The sequence below is a fragment of the Photobacterium galatheae genome (assembly GCF_000695255.1).
In the GTDB taxonomy this organism is placed as follows: Bacteria; Pseudomonadota; Gammaproteobacteria; order Enterobacterales; family Vibrionaceae; genus Photobacterium; species Photobacterium galatheae.
In genome coordinates, this window is record NZ_JMIB01000008.1 from 16380 (window position 1) to 31281 (window position 14902).

General features: G+C 52.9%; 11 protein-coding genes. 5 read left to right on the top strand and 6 right to left on the bottom strand.

Features of this window, described 5'->3' with window-relative positions; genetic code table 11:
- Window positions 1-23 precede the first annotated feature (23 nt).
- Window positions 24-473: a DUF1249 family protein gene (locus tag EA58_RS05455; RefSeq protein ID WP_200872158.1), complete on the bottom strand. Its 450-nt coding sequence runs from the start codon at window positions 471-473 to the stop codon at window positions 24-26.
- The gene (gene nudF, locus EA58_RS05460) at window positions 452-1096 is read right to left on the bottom strand and encodes an ADP-ribose diphosphatase (protein WP_051641910.1); all 645 of its coding nucleotides are present in this window, start codon (window positions 1094-1096) and stop codon (window positions 452-454) included. The genes EA58_RS05455 and nudF overlap by 22 nt, the downstream gene beginning before the upstream one ends.
- A 417-nt stretch (window positions 1097-1513) precedes the next feature.
- Here nudF and tolC point away from each other — a divergent pair, with 417 nt between their 5' ends.
- The gene (gene tolC, locus EA58_RS05465; protein ID WP_036750012.1) at window positions 1514-2809 is read left to right on the top strand and encodes an outer membrane channel protein TolC; all 1296 of its coding nucleotides are present in this window, start codon (window positions 1514-1516) and stop codon (window positions 2807-2809) included.
- 97 nt (window positions 2810-2906) lie between these two features.
- On the opposite strand, the gene hldE is transcribed toward tolC, so the two are convergent.
- From hldE to EA58_RS05480, 3 genes are all read right to left on the bottom strand, one after another.
- Window positions 2907-4337: a bifunctional D-glycero-beta-D-manno-heptose-7-phosphate kinase/D-glycero-beta-D-manno-heptose 1-phosphate adenylyltransferase HldE gene (gene hldE / locus EA58_RS05470; protein ID WP_036750014.1), complete on the bottom strand. Its 1431-nt coding sequence runs from the start codon at window positions 4335-4337 to the stop codon at window positions 2907-2909.
- A 97-nt stretch (window positions 4338-4434) separates the two neighbouring features.
- Entirely contained in the window at window positions 4435-7281 is a 2847-nt protein-coding gene (gene glnE / locus EA58_RS05475; protein ID WP_459542889.1) for a bifunctional [glutamate--ammonia ligase]-adenylyl-L-tyrosine phosphorylase/[glutamate--ammonia-ligase] adenylyltransferase, read from the bottom strand.
- 169 nt (window positions 7282-7450) lie between these two features.
- A complete protein-coding gene (locus EA58_RS05480; RefSeq protein ID WP_036750019.1) occupies window positions 7451-9046 on the bottom strand; it encodes a methyl-accepting chemotaxis protein in 1596 nt (531 codons plus the stop codon).
- A gap of 211 nt (window positions 9047-9257) precedes the next feature.
- Between EA58_RS05480 and EA58_RS05485 the strand changes: the two genes are divergently transcribed.
- Window positions 9258-10136: a potassium channel family protein gene (locus tag EA58_RS05485; protein ID WP_081819561.1), complete on the top strand. Its 879-nt coding sequence runs from the start codon at window positions 9258-9260 to the stop codon at window positions 10134-10136.
- Window positions 10137-10160: 24 nt separating this feature from the next.
- Here the strand turns inward: EA58_RS05485 and EA58_RS05490 are convergent, their stop codons facing one another.
- Window positions 10161-11678 (bottom strand): CYTH and CHAD domain-containing protein, encoded by a 1518-nt coding sequence (locus tag EA58_RS05490; protein WP_036750022.1) that lies wholly within the window; start codon window positions 11676-11678, stop codon window positions 10161-10163.
- Between the two features lie 440 nt (window positions 11679-12118).
- Between EA58_RS05490 and EA58_RS05495 the strand changes: the two genes are divergently transcribed.
- The 3 genes from EA58_RS05495 to EA58_RS05505 all read left to right on the top strand — a co-directional run bounded on the left by EA58_RS05495 (window position 12119) and on the right by EA58_RS05505 (window position 14867).
- On the top strand, window positions 12119-12799 hold the full coding sequence (locus EA58_RS05495; RefSeq protein ID WP_036750025.1) for a TIGR00153 family protein: 681 nt from the start codon (window positions 12119-12121) through the stop codon (window positions 12797-12799).
- A 31-nt stretch (window positions 12800-12830) separates the two neighbouring features.
- The gene (locus EA58_RS05500) at window positions 12831-14099 is read left to right on the top strand and encodes an inorganic phosphate transporter (protein ID WP_036750028.1); all 1269 of its coding nucleotides are present in this window, start codon (window positions 12831-12833) and stop codon (window positions 14097-14099) included.
- A 192-nt stretch (window positions 14100-14291) separates the two neighbouring features.
- The gene (locus tag EA58_RS05505) at window positions 14292-14867 is read left to right on the top strand and encodes a TIGR04211 family SH3 domain-containing protein (RefSeq protein ID WP_284694859.1); all 576 of its coding nucleotides are present in this window, start codon (window positions 14292-14294) and stop codon (window positions 14865-14867) included.
- Window positions 14868-14902 lie beyond the last annotated feature (35 nt).

The following is a 14902-nucleotide window of genomic DNA, read 5'->3' on the forward strand; positions in this document are numbered from 1 at the left end:
CAAAACCTTGTTGAATAAAGTCGTTAATAAACCGATTGCTTACTCAGGCCATTCCTGAGGCAGTAAGCCAGCCAATCTCCCAAGAAGCGATTGACCTGATGTTTCTCATCTTTCTGGTGCATCCGCAAATTAGGGTAATCATACCTTGGCTTCAAACGCGAAATCTGCTGAATGGAACACACTTCTGCCACCCTGGCATCGTGGTATAAACGGACGGTAAAGGTCGGGATCAGGTAATCCGGCAAACCACTGTCAGTTTCCATTTTCAACTGGATCAGCGTCGTGTAGCGGGTTGATTCCAGAATACGCAGCTTATAATCATGACTGCCAACCTGATAGGCACACTCCTCCCCCACCACCTCACTTTTTGGCAGCAATGGAAGCAGCTTCGCATAATTGGTTTCATATAACCGCATGATGCCTGCAAGATCGACGGTGTACCTTTTGTGACTCACTGCCCTTCCTTCACCCATTCGGCCTGTAACTGCTGATAGTGTAGTTGCAACCATTGTAGCGCAATGATGCTGGCTGCATTTTCTATTTTACCAGACGAAACCCAGTCATAAGCTTGCTGGCGGCTCATCACGTGAACACGGATGTCCTCACCTTCATCTTCCAGCCCGTGGATTCCCTGAGCCAACCGACTATCAACACAACCTGCATACACACTCAGGGTTTCTGAGCAGCCACCAGAACTGGATAAATAGCGAGTGATATAGGCCATCTGGCTGACCGCCAGACCGGCTTCTTCAACCGCTTCACGGCGAACCACCGCTTCTTCGCTTTCACCCGGCTCAATCATGCCCGCGACAATTTCCAGTTGCCAGGGCTGACACTCACCGGCCAGGGCACCAATCCGAAACTGTTCAATCAGCACCACCTGATCGCGGATCGGATCATAAGGTAACAGCGCTGCGGCATGGCCCCGATCCAGCATTTCCCGAGTCAGGGGCTGGCTCCAGCCACCCGCAAACAGACGGTGACGAAAATGGAAAGCTTTTAACCGGAAAAAGCCCTGATAACGAACTTCTTCTTTCGTGATTTCCACATCCGTCTGGCCCAGCGTCCCTGGATCATCGGTCAATTGCTCCGGCATTGCATTCTCCTTCAGCGCTACGCGTTCACCGTTCGGTCACCAGACAGGTTCACATTCGGCCAAAACGCCATTTTTTCATTCATCCCCGTGATGAGGCAATGGGTAAACTCAACTTTTTTGATAATTGTTGCAGATTTTTTTAACCTGATGTGAAATTGAGCCATGCTCAAGGATGAGACGGAAGATGGTCTGCCATATGACCAATCGTGTCATACTGATGAAAACTGGCACATCCATCATAAAAATTTTCACTATCATTGCGACATCTAATCAAAAAGATTGCAATTACAATCAAGTAAAAGCGTGTTCTATGGTTAGAATTGCGCAAAAAAATCACAATTGATCAGTTTCAAGCAAGGTATCATCAGGTAAACTGAGCGTTGCACATAATTTGTCAGGACTTCAGGAAAAGCATTCATGAAAAAATTGCTTCCGCTTTATCTCGGCCTCGCACTGGGTGGACTCAGCCCTTTCGCAATGGCAGACGATCTTGCCGATATCTACGAACAAGCCAAACAGAACGACCCTCAGCTGCTCCGGGCCGCGGCTGATAAAGATACCGCTTTCGAAGCGATTAATTCATCCCGCAGTGCACTGTTGCCACAAATCAATCTGACGGCCGGGGTGCGAGTCACCCGTCTGGATTCCGAAGATGAAGGATTTAACGGCGGCCTGAGTCTGAGCCAAGCCCTGTATAACCGTGCAAGCTGGGTCAGCCTGGACATCAGCGAGAAACAGGCCCGTCAGAAAGATGCCAGCTATGCAGCAACCCAGCAAAGCCTCATTCTTCGTGTATCCACCGCTTATTTCTCTGTCCTGAGAGCCATGGATGATCTGGAATTCGTCCGTGCAGAAAAAGCAGCCGTCGGCCGCCAGCTGGAACAAACCAAACAACGCTTTGAAGTGGGGCTTTCAGCCATCACCGACGTGCACGATGCTCAGGCTCAATATGACAGCGTCCTGGCTGATGAAATCCTGAAAGAAAATGCGCTGACCAACAGTTATGAAGATCTGCGTGAAATCACAGGTCAGGCGCACAAAAACCTGCTGGTGCTGGATACACAGCGTTTTTCAGCCAGTCGCCCGAAAAATGCAGTCACCACTCTGCTGACCAATGCCGAGAGTCAAAACCTGAATCTGCTGAATGCCCGTATCGCACAGGATATTGCCCGGGATCAGATTTCGCTGGCAGAATCAGGTCACTTGCCGACCCTGAGCTTTGATGCGGGTTACAGCTACGACGAAATGCAGCAGGGCGGGAATATTGATCAGGGCATTCTGAGTGCCGGGATTAACCTGTCACTGCCGGTTTACACTGGCGGCCGGGTTACTTCTGAAGTGAAACAGGCGCAGTACACCTATGTTTCCTCCAGTGAATTTCTGGAAGAAACTTATCGTGGCGTCGTCAAAAACGTACGCGCTTTCTACAACAACATCAATGCATCCATTGGTGCCCTGAAAGCCTATGAACAGTCAGTTATTTCAGCCCGCTCAGCGCTGGAAGCAACAGAAGCCGGTTTTGACGTGGGTACACGGACCATTGTTGACGTGCTGGATGCCACCCGTCGTCTGTACGATGCCAATCGACAGCTCTCTAATGCCCGTTACGATTACATCCTCAGCCAGCTTCAACTGAAACAGGCAGTCGGCTCTCTGAACGAGCAGGATATTCTGGATGTCAACCAGGGCCTGATCCCAGCCAAGAAGAAATAAAACAGCAAGACCTGATCCATTCGAGAACGGGTCCAACACATACAAAAAAGCGCCTTCATGGCGCTTTTTTTATGCATTTCACAACGGGTTGGAACCGTTAGCCTTTGCCACCACGGATTGCTTCAATGATTTCCGTGGTCGAGCAGCCGTCCTCAAAATTGAGCACACGGACTTCACCACCATTGGCAATCACTTCTCTGCCACCGGCAATTTGCTCTGGCTGGTAGTCACCGCCTTTCACCAGCAGATCCGGCAGGACTTCACTGATCAGACGCTGCGGTGTTTCCTCGGTAAAAGGTACCACCCAGTCGACTGCCGCCAGACCCGCCAATACAGCCATCCGACGATCTTCCGGGTTGACCGGACGTCCCGGGCCTTTCAGCGCACGGACAGAACTGTCAGCATTCACCGCGACAATCAGCCGATCGCCCAGTTTGGCCGCTTCATTCAGATAAGCCACATGACCGGCATGGAGGATATCGAAACAGCCGTTCGTCATCACCACTTTTTCACCGCGTGCTTTCGCAGCATTCACCGCCAGCTTGAGCTGACTTTCGGTCATCACACCAAAACCACTATCCTGACTGCCATGAATCGCATTGGTCAGTTCAATGGTCGACAGTGTTGAAGTGCCCAGTTTACCCACCACGACACCCGCCGCTGCATTCGCCAGCTTACAGGCATCCGACAGAGATTTACCCGCCGCCAGTGAAGCCGCCAGCACCGAAATCACGGTATCACCGGCACCGGTCACATCGTACACTTCTTTTGCCTGTGTCGGCATGTGCAGCGGTTCCTGACCTTTTTGCAGCAAAGTCATACCATGCTCGCTGCGCGTCACCAGCAATGCCTCAAGCTCATACTGGTCGATCAGGGCAAAGCCTTTTTCCACCAGCGCTTCATCTGTACTTGCCTTACCGGCAACGGCTTCAAATTCAGACAGATTTGGCGTCAGCATGGTTGCACCACGGTAACGCTCAAAATCCGTGCCTTTCGGGTCAATCAGCACAGGCACACCACTGCGGCGACCTAATTCAATCATGGCACGGACATGCTCCAGTGCACCCTTGGCATAGTCAGACAGGATCATCGCTTTCACATTGGGGAGCGATTGTTCCAGACGCGGCAGGATCAGATCTGCATCTACATCGTGGAAACCTTCTTCAAAATCAAGACGAATCAGTTGCTGACCCCGGCTCATCACCCGCAGTTTTGTAATCGTCGGGTAATCCGGCAGGGAGACAAAATCACAACGGACTTTCAGCGAGGACAGCTTTTCGTTCAGCGCACGCGCAGCATCATCAATCCCGGTCAGACCCACCAGACGGGCTTTGCCACCCAGCGCCGCGATATTCATCGCCACGTTAGCTGCACCGCCCGGGCGTTCTTCTATCTGGTCAACTTTCACAACCGGCACAGGCGCTTCAGGCGAAATTCGTCCTGTTGGGCCAGTCCAGTAGCGATCGAGCATCACATCACCCACAACCAGCACACTGGCTTGGTCATAATCAGGCAGTGTCAGTTTCATTCTTCTCTCCGGAACGGTAAAAACGGCAAAATACTATCATAAAAGCCAGTCTGGCATACACTGGGGGGATACCGCTGGCATCAGGTTAACACTGCATTCAGACCTCAAAGATCTGTTGCCACATCCGGGTGACAACCTGGCGCTCTTCAATAAACTCGCTGTCATCGACATAAGCATCCTGGCCCAGCAGGTTCAGGCGATGGATTTCATCCCGCAATGTACAGTAAGCCTGAATCAGTAACTGCGCCTGTTCGGGTGCCATCACACCTTTGGCCGCCATGGTTTCAAACAGCCGGATATTGTCAGACCAGCGGGTCAGTGTGGGCTGATCGGCACAATGACACAGCACCAGATACTGCGTGATGAATTCAATGTCGGTGATCCCGCCCGGATCCTGTTTCAGACCAAACTGGCCCGCTTTCTTTTGCCCGAGATGCTGGCGCATTTTCTCACGCATTTCCACCACGGCCTGACGCAGCGTCGCAGCATCCCGCGGTTGAGAAAGGATCTCTGCCCGCACCTGATCAAAGCCGGGTCTGAGCACATCATCTCCGTACACCATTCGGGCACGCACCAGCGCCTGATGCTCCCAGGTCCAGGCTTCATTGGCCTGGTAATCGGCAAATGCATCCAGCGGGCTGACCAGCAGCCCGGAAGCACCGGACGGACGCAACCGGATATCCACCTCATACAACACACCAGAAGCTGTCCGGGTTGAAAACAGGTGAACGATCCGCTGGGTCAGGCGCAAATAGTACTGACGACCATCAATGGCTTTATCACCGGTGGTATACACATCCGCCGGGCAGTCATGCAGAAACACCAGATCCAGATCAGATCCATAACCCAGCTCAATGCCGCCGAGCTTGCCATAACCAATCACACCGAATCCCGTGCCGCGGCGCTCTGCCAGATGTGACGGCTCGCCATATTTCGCAACCATCTGTAACCAGGCCTGTTTCACCACAGCGCCGATGATCGCTTCAGCCAGATAAGTCAGGTGATCGCTCACTTTCATCAACGGCAGCACCCCGGCAATATCCGCCGCTGCAATGCGCAGCAACTGCGCCTGCTTGAACTGGCGGATCGCTTCCATCTGCTGCTCCATATCTTCTTCCGGGATCCGTGCCAGATATTCCTGAAGCTCCGCCTGATACTGATCCAACGGCACCGGATGATAGAGATGCTGCGGATCCAGCAGCTCATCCAGCAGGATCGGATATTGGGCAAGCTGCTCAGCAACCATCGAGCTGGCCGCACAGAGGCGAACCAGATGATCCAAGGCGCCCGGATGTTCGCTCAGCAGCTCCAGATAGGTGGTCCGGGTGGCGATCCGAACAATCAACTGGCTAATCCGTGACAAGACCAGCGCAGCATCGTCCCGGGTCACAATACGAGCGAAGACTTCCGGCATCAGGCGGGCGAGCACCTCTCGACCACGCGGCCCAATCGTCCGTTTCGCCAGTTCTTCTTTGAAACGGCTCAACACCGCAACCTGTTGTTCGGCATCCGGCGCTGTGACATCACTCAATACAGCAGCGAGCATTTCTTCATCTTCAATCAGGCTCCAAAGCTCGTGATAAGGCTGCGCTGCCGCATCATGACTGTCTTCCTCATCCGTCCCGACAATGTCTTCAAACACCTGATGAATCGCAGCCATATGCTGATGAATAGCCGCCGCCAGTGCTGTCCAGTCGGCATAACCCATCGCCGCTGCCAGCCGAGCCTGATCCAGTTCGGTATCCGGCAGCGTCTGGGTCTGCTTGTCGTGAATTGCCTGCAACAGGTTTTCCAGACGACGCAAAAACGCATACCCCTGCGTCAATTGCTCTACCTGCGTTTCAGGCAGTAGTGCCAGTGCATTCACCGCCGTCAGTGTTTCTCTCAGTCCACGCTGTCGCAGACTCGGCTCTCGTCCCCCTCGAATCAACTGAAACGACTGCGCGATAAACTCCACTTCCCGGATCCCGCCTGGCCCGAGCTTAATATTATTGTTTAGCCCGCGACGGCGGACTTCCGAACTGATCATGGATTTCATCCGCCGCAGCGACTGAATCGCGCTGAAATCAATATAGCGACGGAACACAAAAGGCCGCAGCATCTGGCGAAGCGTCTGATAATGTTCGGCACTTTCATCGCCCATCACTTTGGCTTTGATCATGGCGTAGCGTTCCCAGTCCCGCCCCTGTTCCTGATAGTAATCTTCCAGCGCGGCGTAGCTCATGACCAGAGGGCCGCTGTCGCCAAAAGGGCGCAGTCGCATGTCGACCCGGTAACAGAAACCGTCAACCGTCTGCTGATCCAACGCCTTGATCAATCGCTGCCCTAAACGGGTAAAGAACTGGGCATTCGCCAGACTGCGCCGTCCGCCCTGCGTTTCGCCGTTTTCCGGATAAGTGAAGATCAGATCGATATCAGACGAAAAATTCAGCTCACCACCACCTAATTTTCCCATCCCCAGAATCAACATAGGCTGCGGCACGCCCTCTGCATTACACGGCGTGCCGAATTCCCGGCAGCACTGGGCATAGAGCCAGTGATAAGCTTCCATGATCAGGGCTTCCGCCAGTCGGGAAAGATGCGCCAGACTCTGATCGAGTGTTGCCCGCTGCGTGAAATCCCGCCAGGCAATCCAGACCATTTCACGACGCCGGAAACCACGCAGCACCCGCAATAAAGCCGCTTCATCCGCCACAGACGACAACAGATCCCGCAACGTCTCGCGATAACCGTCGGCACGTTCCGCCTGCGCCAGCTGTTCAGCCAGCCAGGGCAGCAGCGTGGCATCCTGAATGAGCGACGCCTGAATGAAATCGCTCAGTCCCAGCACCTGATGCAATTCGTTCTGCCATTGCGAGGGCCATTGGGCCAGAGACTCAGGGTGCGCTTGCTGTAGCTTTTCCAGTGCCCGTTCGGCGGCATGTTGAAGGCGTGCGTGTGTCATATTCATTCCTTGGCAATTGATCTGGGCTGTCCACCCAATGGCGCAGTGTTTGAGGTAACACAACTAAGATAACGGATCAGGACAACGATGCCCATCAAAGCTATGCCTATCAAAAGAACGCCCACCAAATTGGCGGGCGCTGTCAGTTCAGTCAAAAAGAGGAAGCAAATCAGATCTGGAAGGCCTGAATTTTCTGCTCCAGATCTGCCGAGTGTCCTTTCATCGTCTCTGCAGTTTCCGACAATTCGGTAACGACAACCACAGAAGCTTCAACCAGCTCCCTGACATTATTCAGATTCTGGTTCATTTCTTCCGCGACCGCGCTCTGCTGTTCAGATGCAGATGCAATCTGGAAATTCATATCGTTAATGCGCTGAACCTGCTCGACAATCTTATCCAATTCACCGCCGGCACTGGTCACCAGATCGACTCCTTCTGCCGCCTCAACCACACTTTGCTCCATCAGGCCCACAGCCTGTTTGGCGCTGTCCTGCAACTGGCCAATCATCTCCTGAATTTCCACCGTCGCAGTTTGGGTTCGCTGTGCCAGGTTCCGGACTTCATCTGCCACGACAGCAAAGCCACGTCCGGCATCACCGGCACGGGCCGCCTCAATCGCAGCGTTGAGTGCCAGCAGGTTGGTCTGCTCTGAAATTCCCTGAATGGTGACAATCACAGTGCCAATTTGCTCAACCCGGGTTTCCACCTGGCTGACCGCTTCAGCCGAAGCCCGGATATCCGTCGATAGCTGGTCAATTGTGGTGATAGTTTTCGCGACAAACTGCTGTCCCTGATTGGCCTGAGTCGCCGTACCTTCCGTCGCCCCTGAAGCTTCCCGTGCATTTTCAGCAACCGTCTGGACTGTGGAAGTCATCTCACTCATCGCGGAAGCCAGTTGATCAATTTCATGGAACTCTTCCTGCGCAGACTCTTTGGTTTCCTGCATACTGAGTGACATGATATCGGCCAGCTCAGTCAACTCCGTGGACGCTGTACGCTGATTTCGGATCACCTCACGAAGCTGGTTCCGGGTCCGCTCCAGCTCACGGGCCAGATCGCCGTATTCATCCCGGCAGTCCATCACCACTGGCTGAGAAAAGTCCCGGTTTGCCATGCGTTTGATCGCGTCGGCCAGATAACCGGTCTGGCGCAGCATCAGGCTGGCTGCCCCCAGCAAGAGCACCATGAAAGCCACTATCATTGCAGCAGTCTGCCAGGCAATCTGTACCATGTAGGCGCTGTAATAACTGTCGGCTTCTGCACCGGATTGCGACGCCACAATCAGCCAGCGGGTGCCGGCCACAGGCACGGCGTATTCAAAACGCTGACCATCCCCGAGCGTGATTGCCTGCGCTGCTGTCAGTCGGGCCAGTTGCGTACCAAGTGCCTGCCCATCGTCCGTCTTCGCGGTTAAGCCGTTTAACTGTTTCGTTGCCGGATGCCCGCTCACCTGACCCTTTGTGGTATTGACCAAGTACGTATAAGCGCCGTCCTGCCCATTCTGCGCTTCGACCACAGACACCGCCTGTTGCTGGCCCGGTTCACCCTGAGCAAATAACACCGACAGCATCGCGGCCTGATTCAGAGCCTGCTCTCTGGCTTGTTCTTTCTGAATCTCAACAACCGACTGATAAAATGTCCGGGCATCCCACAATTGTTTCCCGATGAGTAAAACGGTACTGAACACCATGAGTAAAACTAATTTGGGGACGAGTCTGATATTGCTGATACCCTTTTCCCAGGGTTTGAAAACCATTTCAACCATAATGGATGGATCTCCTTTGTCTTAGCCAGCAGTTCGATCCTCGAACGCTTGATGCTTGCCTGGCTGCAAGGAGCCAGTGGTATTTTTAGTGAAGATGAGCCTGAATCTACTCAAAACAAACTTGCAATTCACTCGGCAACACCAGTAAATTCAACTTTCTAGCGGTACCGAATATCATAATATGCCTGCTATTAATATCTAAAATTGAATGATGAAAAAGATCGATGGCGTCAAACATGAACTGAATCCGATGAGTCTGGTTGCGCTCATCCTGTCTTTTGTGTCTCTGGCACTGGTCTCCAGTCTGTTTTTTATTCCGCGCAGTGACCGGATTTATACCCTGTTTGTCACGATTGATACCCTGATTTGTCTGTTTTTCTGGCTCCAGCTCACCGCTGATCTGGTCAGGAGCCAAAGTAAAGCCGATTACCTGAAAAAACACTGGCCAGATTACCTTGCCAGTATTCCGATTATCGAACCATTACGCTTTATGCGGGTCGTGCAGATTTTTCGGGTCCTCCGGCTGCTGCGCTCCGGACAGCAGATCCTTCAGCACATCATGACCTACCGTCGGGAAGCCACCATCGCAACCATATTTCTGTTGCTCACTCTACTGGTTACCATCGGCTCCTCTTTGATCCTCATCATTGAAAACAAAGATCCGAATGCCAATATTCTCAGTGCAGATGATGCGTTGTGGTGGGTGTTTGTGACGATTTCAACGGTGGGGTACGGAGACCACTATCCGGTCACCACACTGGGAAAACTACTGGCAACCGTGATTATTACCTGTGGGGTCGGTTTATTCGGTATGGTCGCCGGTCTCATCAGCTCTTTCGTATCAGAGCCGGGAAAACATACGCCTCCCAGACATCCGCATGATCAGATACGCTGGGACGCCGTGCTCCATAATCAGAAGCTGTTATTGGAACGCATCAGTTCCCTTGAAAACAGGCTCGCCGAAGCGACAAAACAGGCAGAAAACAGGCAACAAAAAACGCCTTCCCCCCTCACCGATACCCAGCTGCCAGATGAAAAGACAGAGATGGCGGATGAAAAGACAAGGCGTTCAACCCGCGACCCGGACTGAGCCGGGCCGGGAAAAGGGACTGGGCTACGGCCAGTAAGGCTGCTGTGTCAGCCCAATCTGACGGCTCTGATCCATGGCATGCAACAGGGAGTCTTCCTTACGGTGCAGCCATTTATCAATCTGCTTGCGATCCTCTTCTTCCTCAAACTCAGGTTGCAGTGTCCGAATCGGTTCAAGTTGACGCAAATCTTCCATGCCCTGAAGGACATCCAGCCACGGGCTGCGGAACCCTTCACGGCGCTCCGCATCATACAAAGACGCAAAGCACAAACCGCCAACCAGATTACGAAGCAGTCGAGCCTGCTGATCGAGATAGTCCGCACGGCTGAGGGTTCGCGGTGCACCGAATGCATCGCCCAATTCCTCCCAGGCTTTCGCCAAGGCCGAATCTGCAAACGCTTTCGCTGACGCCGCCAGTCGTTCTCTGGCTTTTTCATCCAGAAACGGCTGCCAGCCCCGGCTGAGTAGCCAGCTACTGAGGTTCAGGAGCAAATTACAGTAACGCGAGGCGTGCAACAAACGCAGGACATCTTCCGGTTCCGGTAATTCTTCCTGCCGCTCTTTCAGCTGTTTCACCAGTGCTTTCCGAGCATTCAGCTTTTTCAGGGCATGTCCTTTCTCCGCCAGCCAGCGATCCAGGGCACCGGCCTCTTCCAGCCAATCCAGCTCGCCTTCCAGCCAGCTCAATTCCTGACGCAACTGTGCGCTGGCGCGACGGGGGATCATACTGCCAAACACCACCAGTGTCTGACGGATCAATGAAATCGCCTGACTGATCTGAGTCAGTGCCGCCAATTCCTGACGCTCAACATAAATCTGTTCGTGGTAATGCCAGTGTTCCATGGCGTGTTCCAGCGAAGTCATCAGTGCCTGTTCCGCACTGGCATCCGCGTGCAGCGGGACATAGGATAACGGCTTCACCGCATCGCCCGGATAGTCTGCCGCCAGACGATAACCTCGTGCAGCTTTGCTCAGATTCCCCAGCCGGATCCCACCGACATCACAAAGCTCACGGGCCAGCGTAAACAGCGCATCGGTCTGACCGGATTTCAGCTCAAGCTCAACTTCACAAATCGGTTCGCTGCGTTCACCGGCACGCACTTCACCCTGATCGAACGCCAGCTCGATCTGGCTGCCGTCAGGCATCGCGATCAGCCACTGCTGCCGCTCGAAGTCGGTGGAGAATAAAGGAGCGATCTGATCTGAGATGGCGGCAATGTCAAAATGTGCCGGCCAGGCATCGGCAGGGTGTAAAGACAAATCCGGCTGCGGGCCGTTCAGTTCAGCATTATACTCAGGCCGCTGATGCAGTCCGGCAACAACACGTCCTGCTGTCTTGAGGGTCTGAATGAAGACATCATCAATCTGGCGAACCCGAAGGCCGATGTCATGCTGACGAAGAATTTGCTCAGGGGTATCAAAATAAATGTTACCCAGTCGCTTACTGCTCTGCTGCAAGATTTTAGCTTGGGCAATTTTTCGCAGTAGATGACTCGAAAATTCCGCTGAGACGAAAAACTTCAGTTCTATCTCGGTTTCCATAATTGTCCCTATAAACGGTAGCCAGCCAAGGATATTTGCTAATCATGCCGGGAGCAAGCAGGAAATCTCCCGAAATCGCAGCACAAAATGTGTTTCCCTGTACTAAGTTATACGTTACCATGCGCGCCACAGGGCCTGTTGACCTTTGGATTATTTGTTCTGTACAGTGCTGAAATAAGCGCTAATCAAGGCACGAATCATGGAGTTTAGTGCGCTAAATAAATGATGAGTAACGCAGTGAAGCGCTTGTTCAGCTCCCAAAGAGCTGAGACAACTATTCCGCTTCATTCCGTGAATCAGGTTTATCTGGCAGCACCTCATGTTCGTCCTTCCCGTTGCGGTCTCGGATCGCTTACAGAACGAAAGTCCAAACCTCAGCAGGCTCAGATTCATCGCTCAAGATTTCGCCTTTATCACAGGTATCTTTAGGTTGATCGGCTATGCCAGTAAATACAATCATGGGGCTCTTTGCTAAATCCCCAATCAAACCGTTGCAACGCCATATCACGCGTGTCAACGAATGTTGTGAATTGCTTGTTCCGTTTTTTGAAGCGTGCCACGCTAATGAATGGGAAAAAGCCGGACAGTACCGTGAGCAAATCTCGCAGCTTGAAAAAGATGCAGACGTGCTGAAACGTGAAATCCGCCTCAAGCTCCCACGCGGCCTCTTCATGCCAGTCGACCGGACTGACATGCTGGACCTGCTGACTCAGCAGGATAAACTCGCTAACCTCGCCAAGGATATCGCAGGGCGCGTCTACGGACGACAACTAGACTTCCCTGAGAACCTTTACGCAAACTTTCTCGCCTATGTTCAACGCTGCCTTGATGCCGCCAATCAGGCCAGCCGAGTCATCCATGAACTGGATGAACTGCTGGAAACCGGTTTCAAAGGCCGTGAAGTCACGCTGGTTGCTGAAATGATTAACCAGCTTGATGTCATCGAAGACGATACCGACAGTATGCAGGTCACCCTGCGTCAGCAATTACGCAAGGTTGAAGATCAGTACAACCCTGTCGACGTCATGTTCATGTACAAGATCCTCGAATGGGTCGGCGGCATTGCCGATCAGGCTCAGCGCGTCGGATCTCGTCTCGAAATTATGCTATCCCGCTCATAACGAGCAACGGTAATAAAAACAAGGTTTTACAATGGAAATCCTGGCTAATTATGGCACCGTGATTATCATGGTGGCGGCCCTTTTTGGCTTTCTTATGGCGATTGGTATTGGTGCCAATGACGTCGCAAACGCGATGGGAACCTCGGTTGGTTCCAAAGCGCTGACAGTCAAGCAGGCGATTATTATCGCGATGATCTTTGAGTTTGCCGGAGCCTATCTGGCTGGCGGCGAAGTGACAGACACCATCCGGAAAGGGGTCATTGAAACCTCTTACTATGCAGCTCAGCCTGAAATCCTGGTCTACGGGATGATGTCCGCGCTGCTGGCAGCCGGCTCCTGGCTGCTATTGGCATCCTATATGGGCTGGCCGGTCTCGACAACCCACTCTATCATCGGTGCCATCATCGGTTTTGCCTGCGTCTCTGTCGGCACTGAAGCCGTGGACTGGGGATCAGTTCAGGGGATCGTCGGCAGCTGGATCGTCACCCCACTGATCTCGGGTATTTTTGCATACGTGATTTTCATCAGTGCCCAGCGTCTGATCTTTGATACCGATAATCCGCTGATCAATGCCAAGCGTTTTGTGCCTGTCTATATGTTCATTACCGCGATGGTGATCGCGCTGGTGACCATCAAGAAAGGCCTGAAGCACGTGGGTCTGCACCTGAGCACCACAGAAGCCTGGCTGGCGTCTGTTGCTGTCTCTCTGATCGTGATGGCCTTTGGTTATCTGTACATCCGCAGTAACTATCAGGATGCAGAACAATCTTCCGGTTCAAACGGCTATGCGGGTGTTGAGCGCGTCTTCAGCCTGCTGATGGTCGTCACAGCCTGTGCCATGGCCTTTGCACACGGTTCAAACGACGTCGCAAACGCGATTGGTCCGCTGTCTGCTGTTGCTTCCACGGTTGAGCATATGGGCCAGTTGTCAGCAAAAAGTACCATCGCATGGTGGATTCTGCCGCTGGGTGGTTTTGGTATCGTTGTCGGTCTGGCAACCCTGGGTCACAAAGTCATGGCCACCGTGGGAACCGGGATTACCGAACTGACGCCAAGCCGTGGTTTCGCAGCACAGCTGGCAACCGCTTCAACGGTTGTTCTGGCATCGGGCACCGGCCTGCCGATTTCAACCACCCAGACACTGGTTGGTGCGGTACTGGGTGTTGGCTTTGCCCGAGGTATTGCTGCGCTGAATCTGGGCGTGGTCCGAAACATCGTGGCCTCCTGGATCATCACCCTGCCTGCGGGTGCGCTGCTGTCAGTCATTTTCTTCTACGTCATGCAAGCAGCTTTTGGCTGATTTTAGTCAACCTACGGTAAAATTTGCCAAAAAGTAGCACAAGGTCAAAAGAGGGAGGCAATGCCTCCCTCTTCGCTTGCGCCATTGGCGCAAAATTCTTAGTATCTGTGCTCCATCGATTAACCAAGCTCCTTCAAGGATCTCAGTGTGAAGCAACTTATCCGCTTAGTTTTTGCCGCTGTCGCCGTGCTGATGACAGCTCAGGTACACGCTCAGCAGGTGCGTTATATCTCCGATGACTTGTTTACTTACATGCATCGCGGACCCAGTACGCAATACAAAATTTTAGGCAGCGTGAACTCCGGTACAAAAGTGACTGTGCTGGAAACAAACCGGGAAACTGGGTTTGTCAAAGTGACCGATGACCGTGGCCGTACCGGCTGGGTCAACAGTGATTACATTTCCAATCAGGTTGGTTTGAAAGAGCGCTTGCCGAAGCTCGAAAAAGAGCTGAGTGAAGTGAAAAAAGCGCTGGCGAACGCCAGAAAATCCAGCGATGAACGCAATGCGACCCTTCAGTCATCTCTGGAAAGCCGCAATACGCAAATCTCTGAGCTGGAAGAACGCAATACCAGCCTCAATAAACAACTGTCTACCTCTCAGGCAGAAATCCGCGAACTGCGCGCCAAGCTGGATACTCAGGCAGATGACCTGCTGATGAAGTGGTTTACCTACGGCGGCATGGTTGCCGGGGGGGGTCTGCTGTTCGGTCTGATCCTGCCGCACCTGATCCCACGTCGTAAAAAGCGGAACAACGGCTGGGCATAATCTCCCAACCGTTTCTCTGATGCAAAATGGCAGCC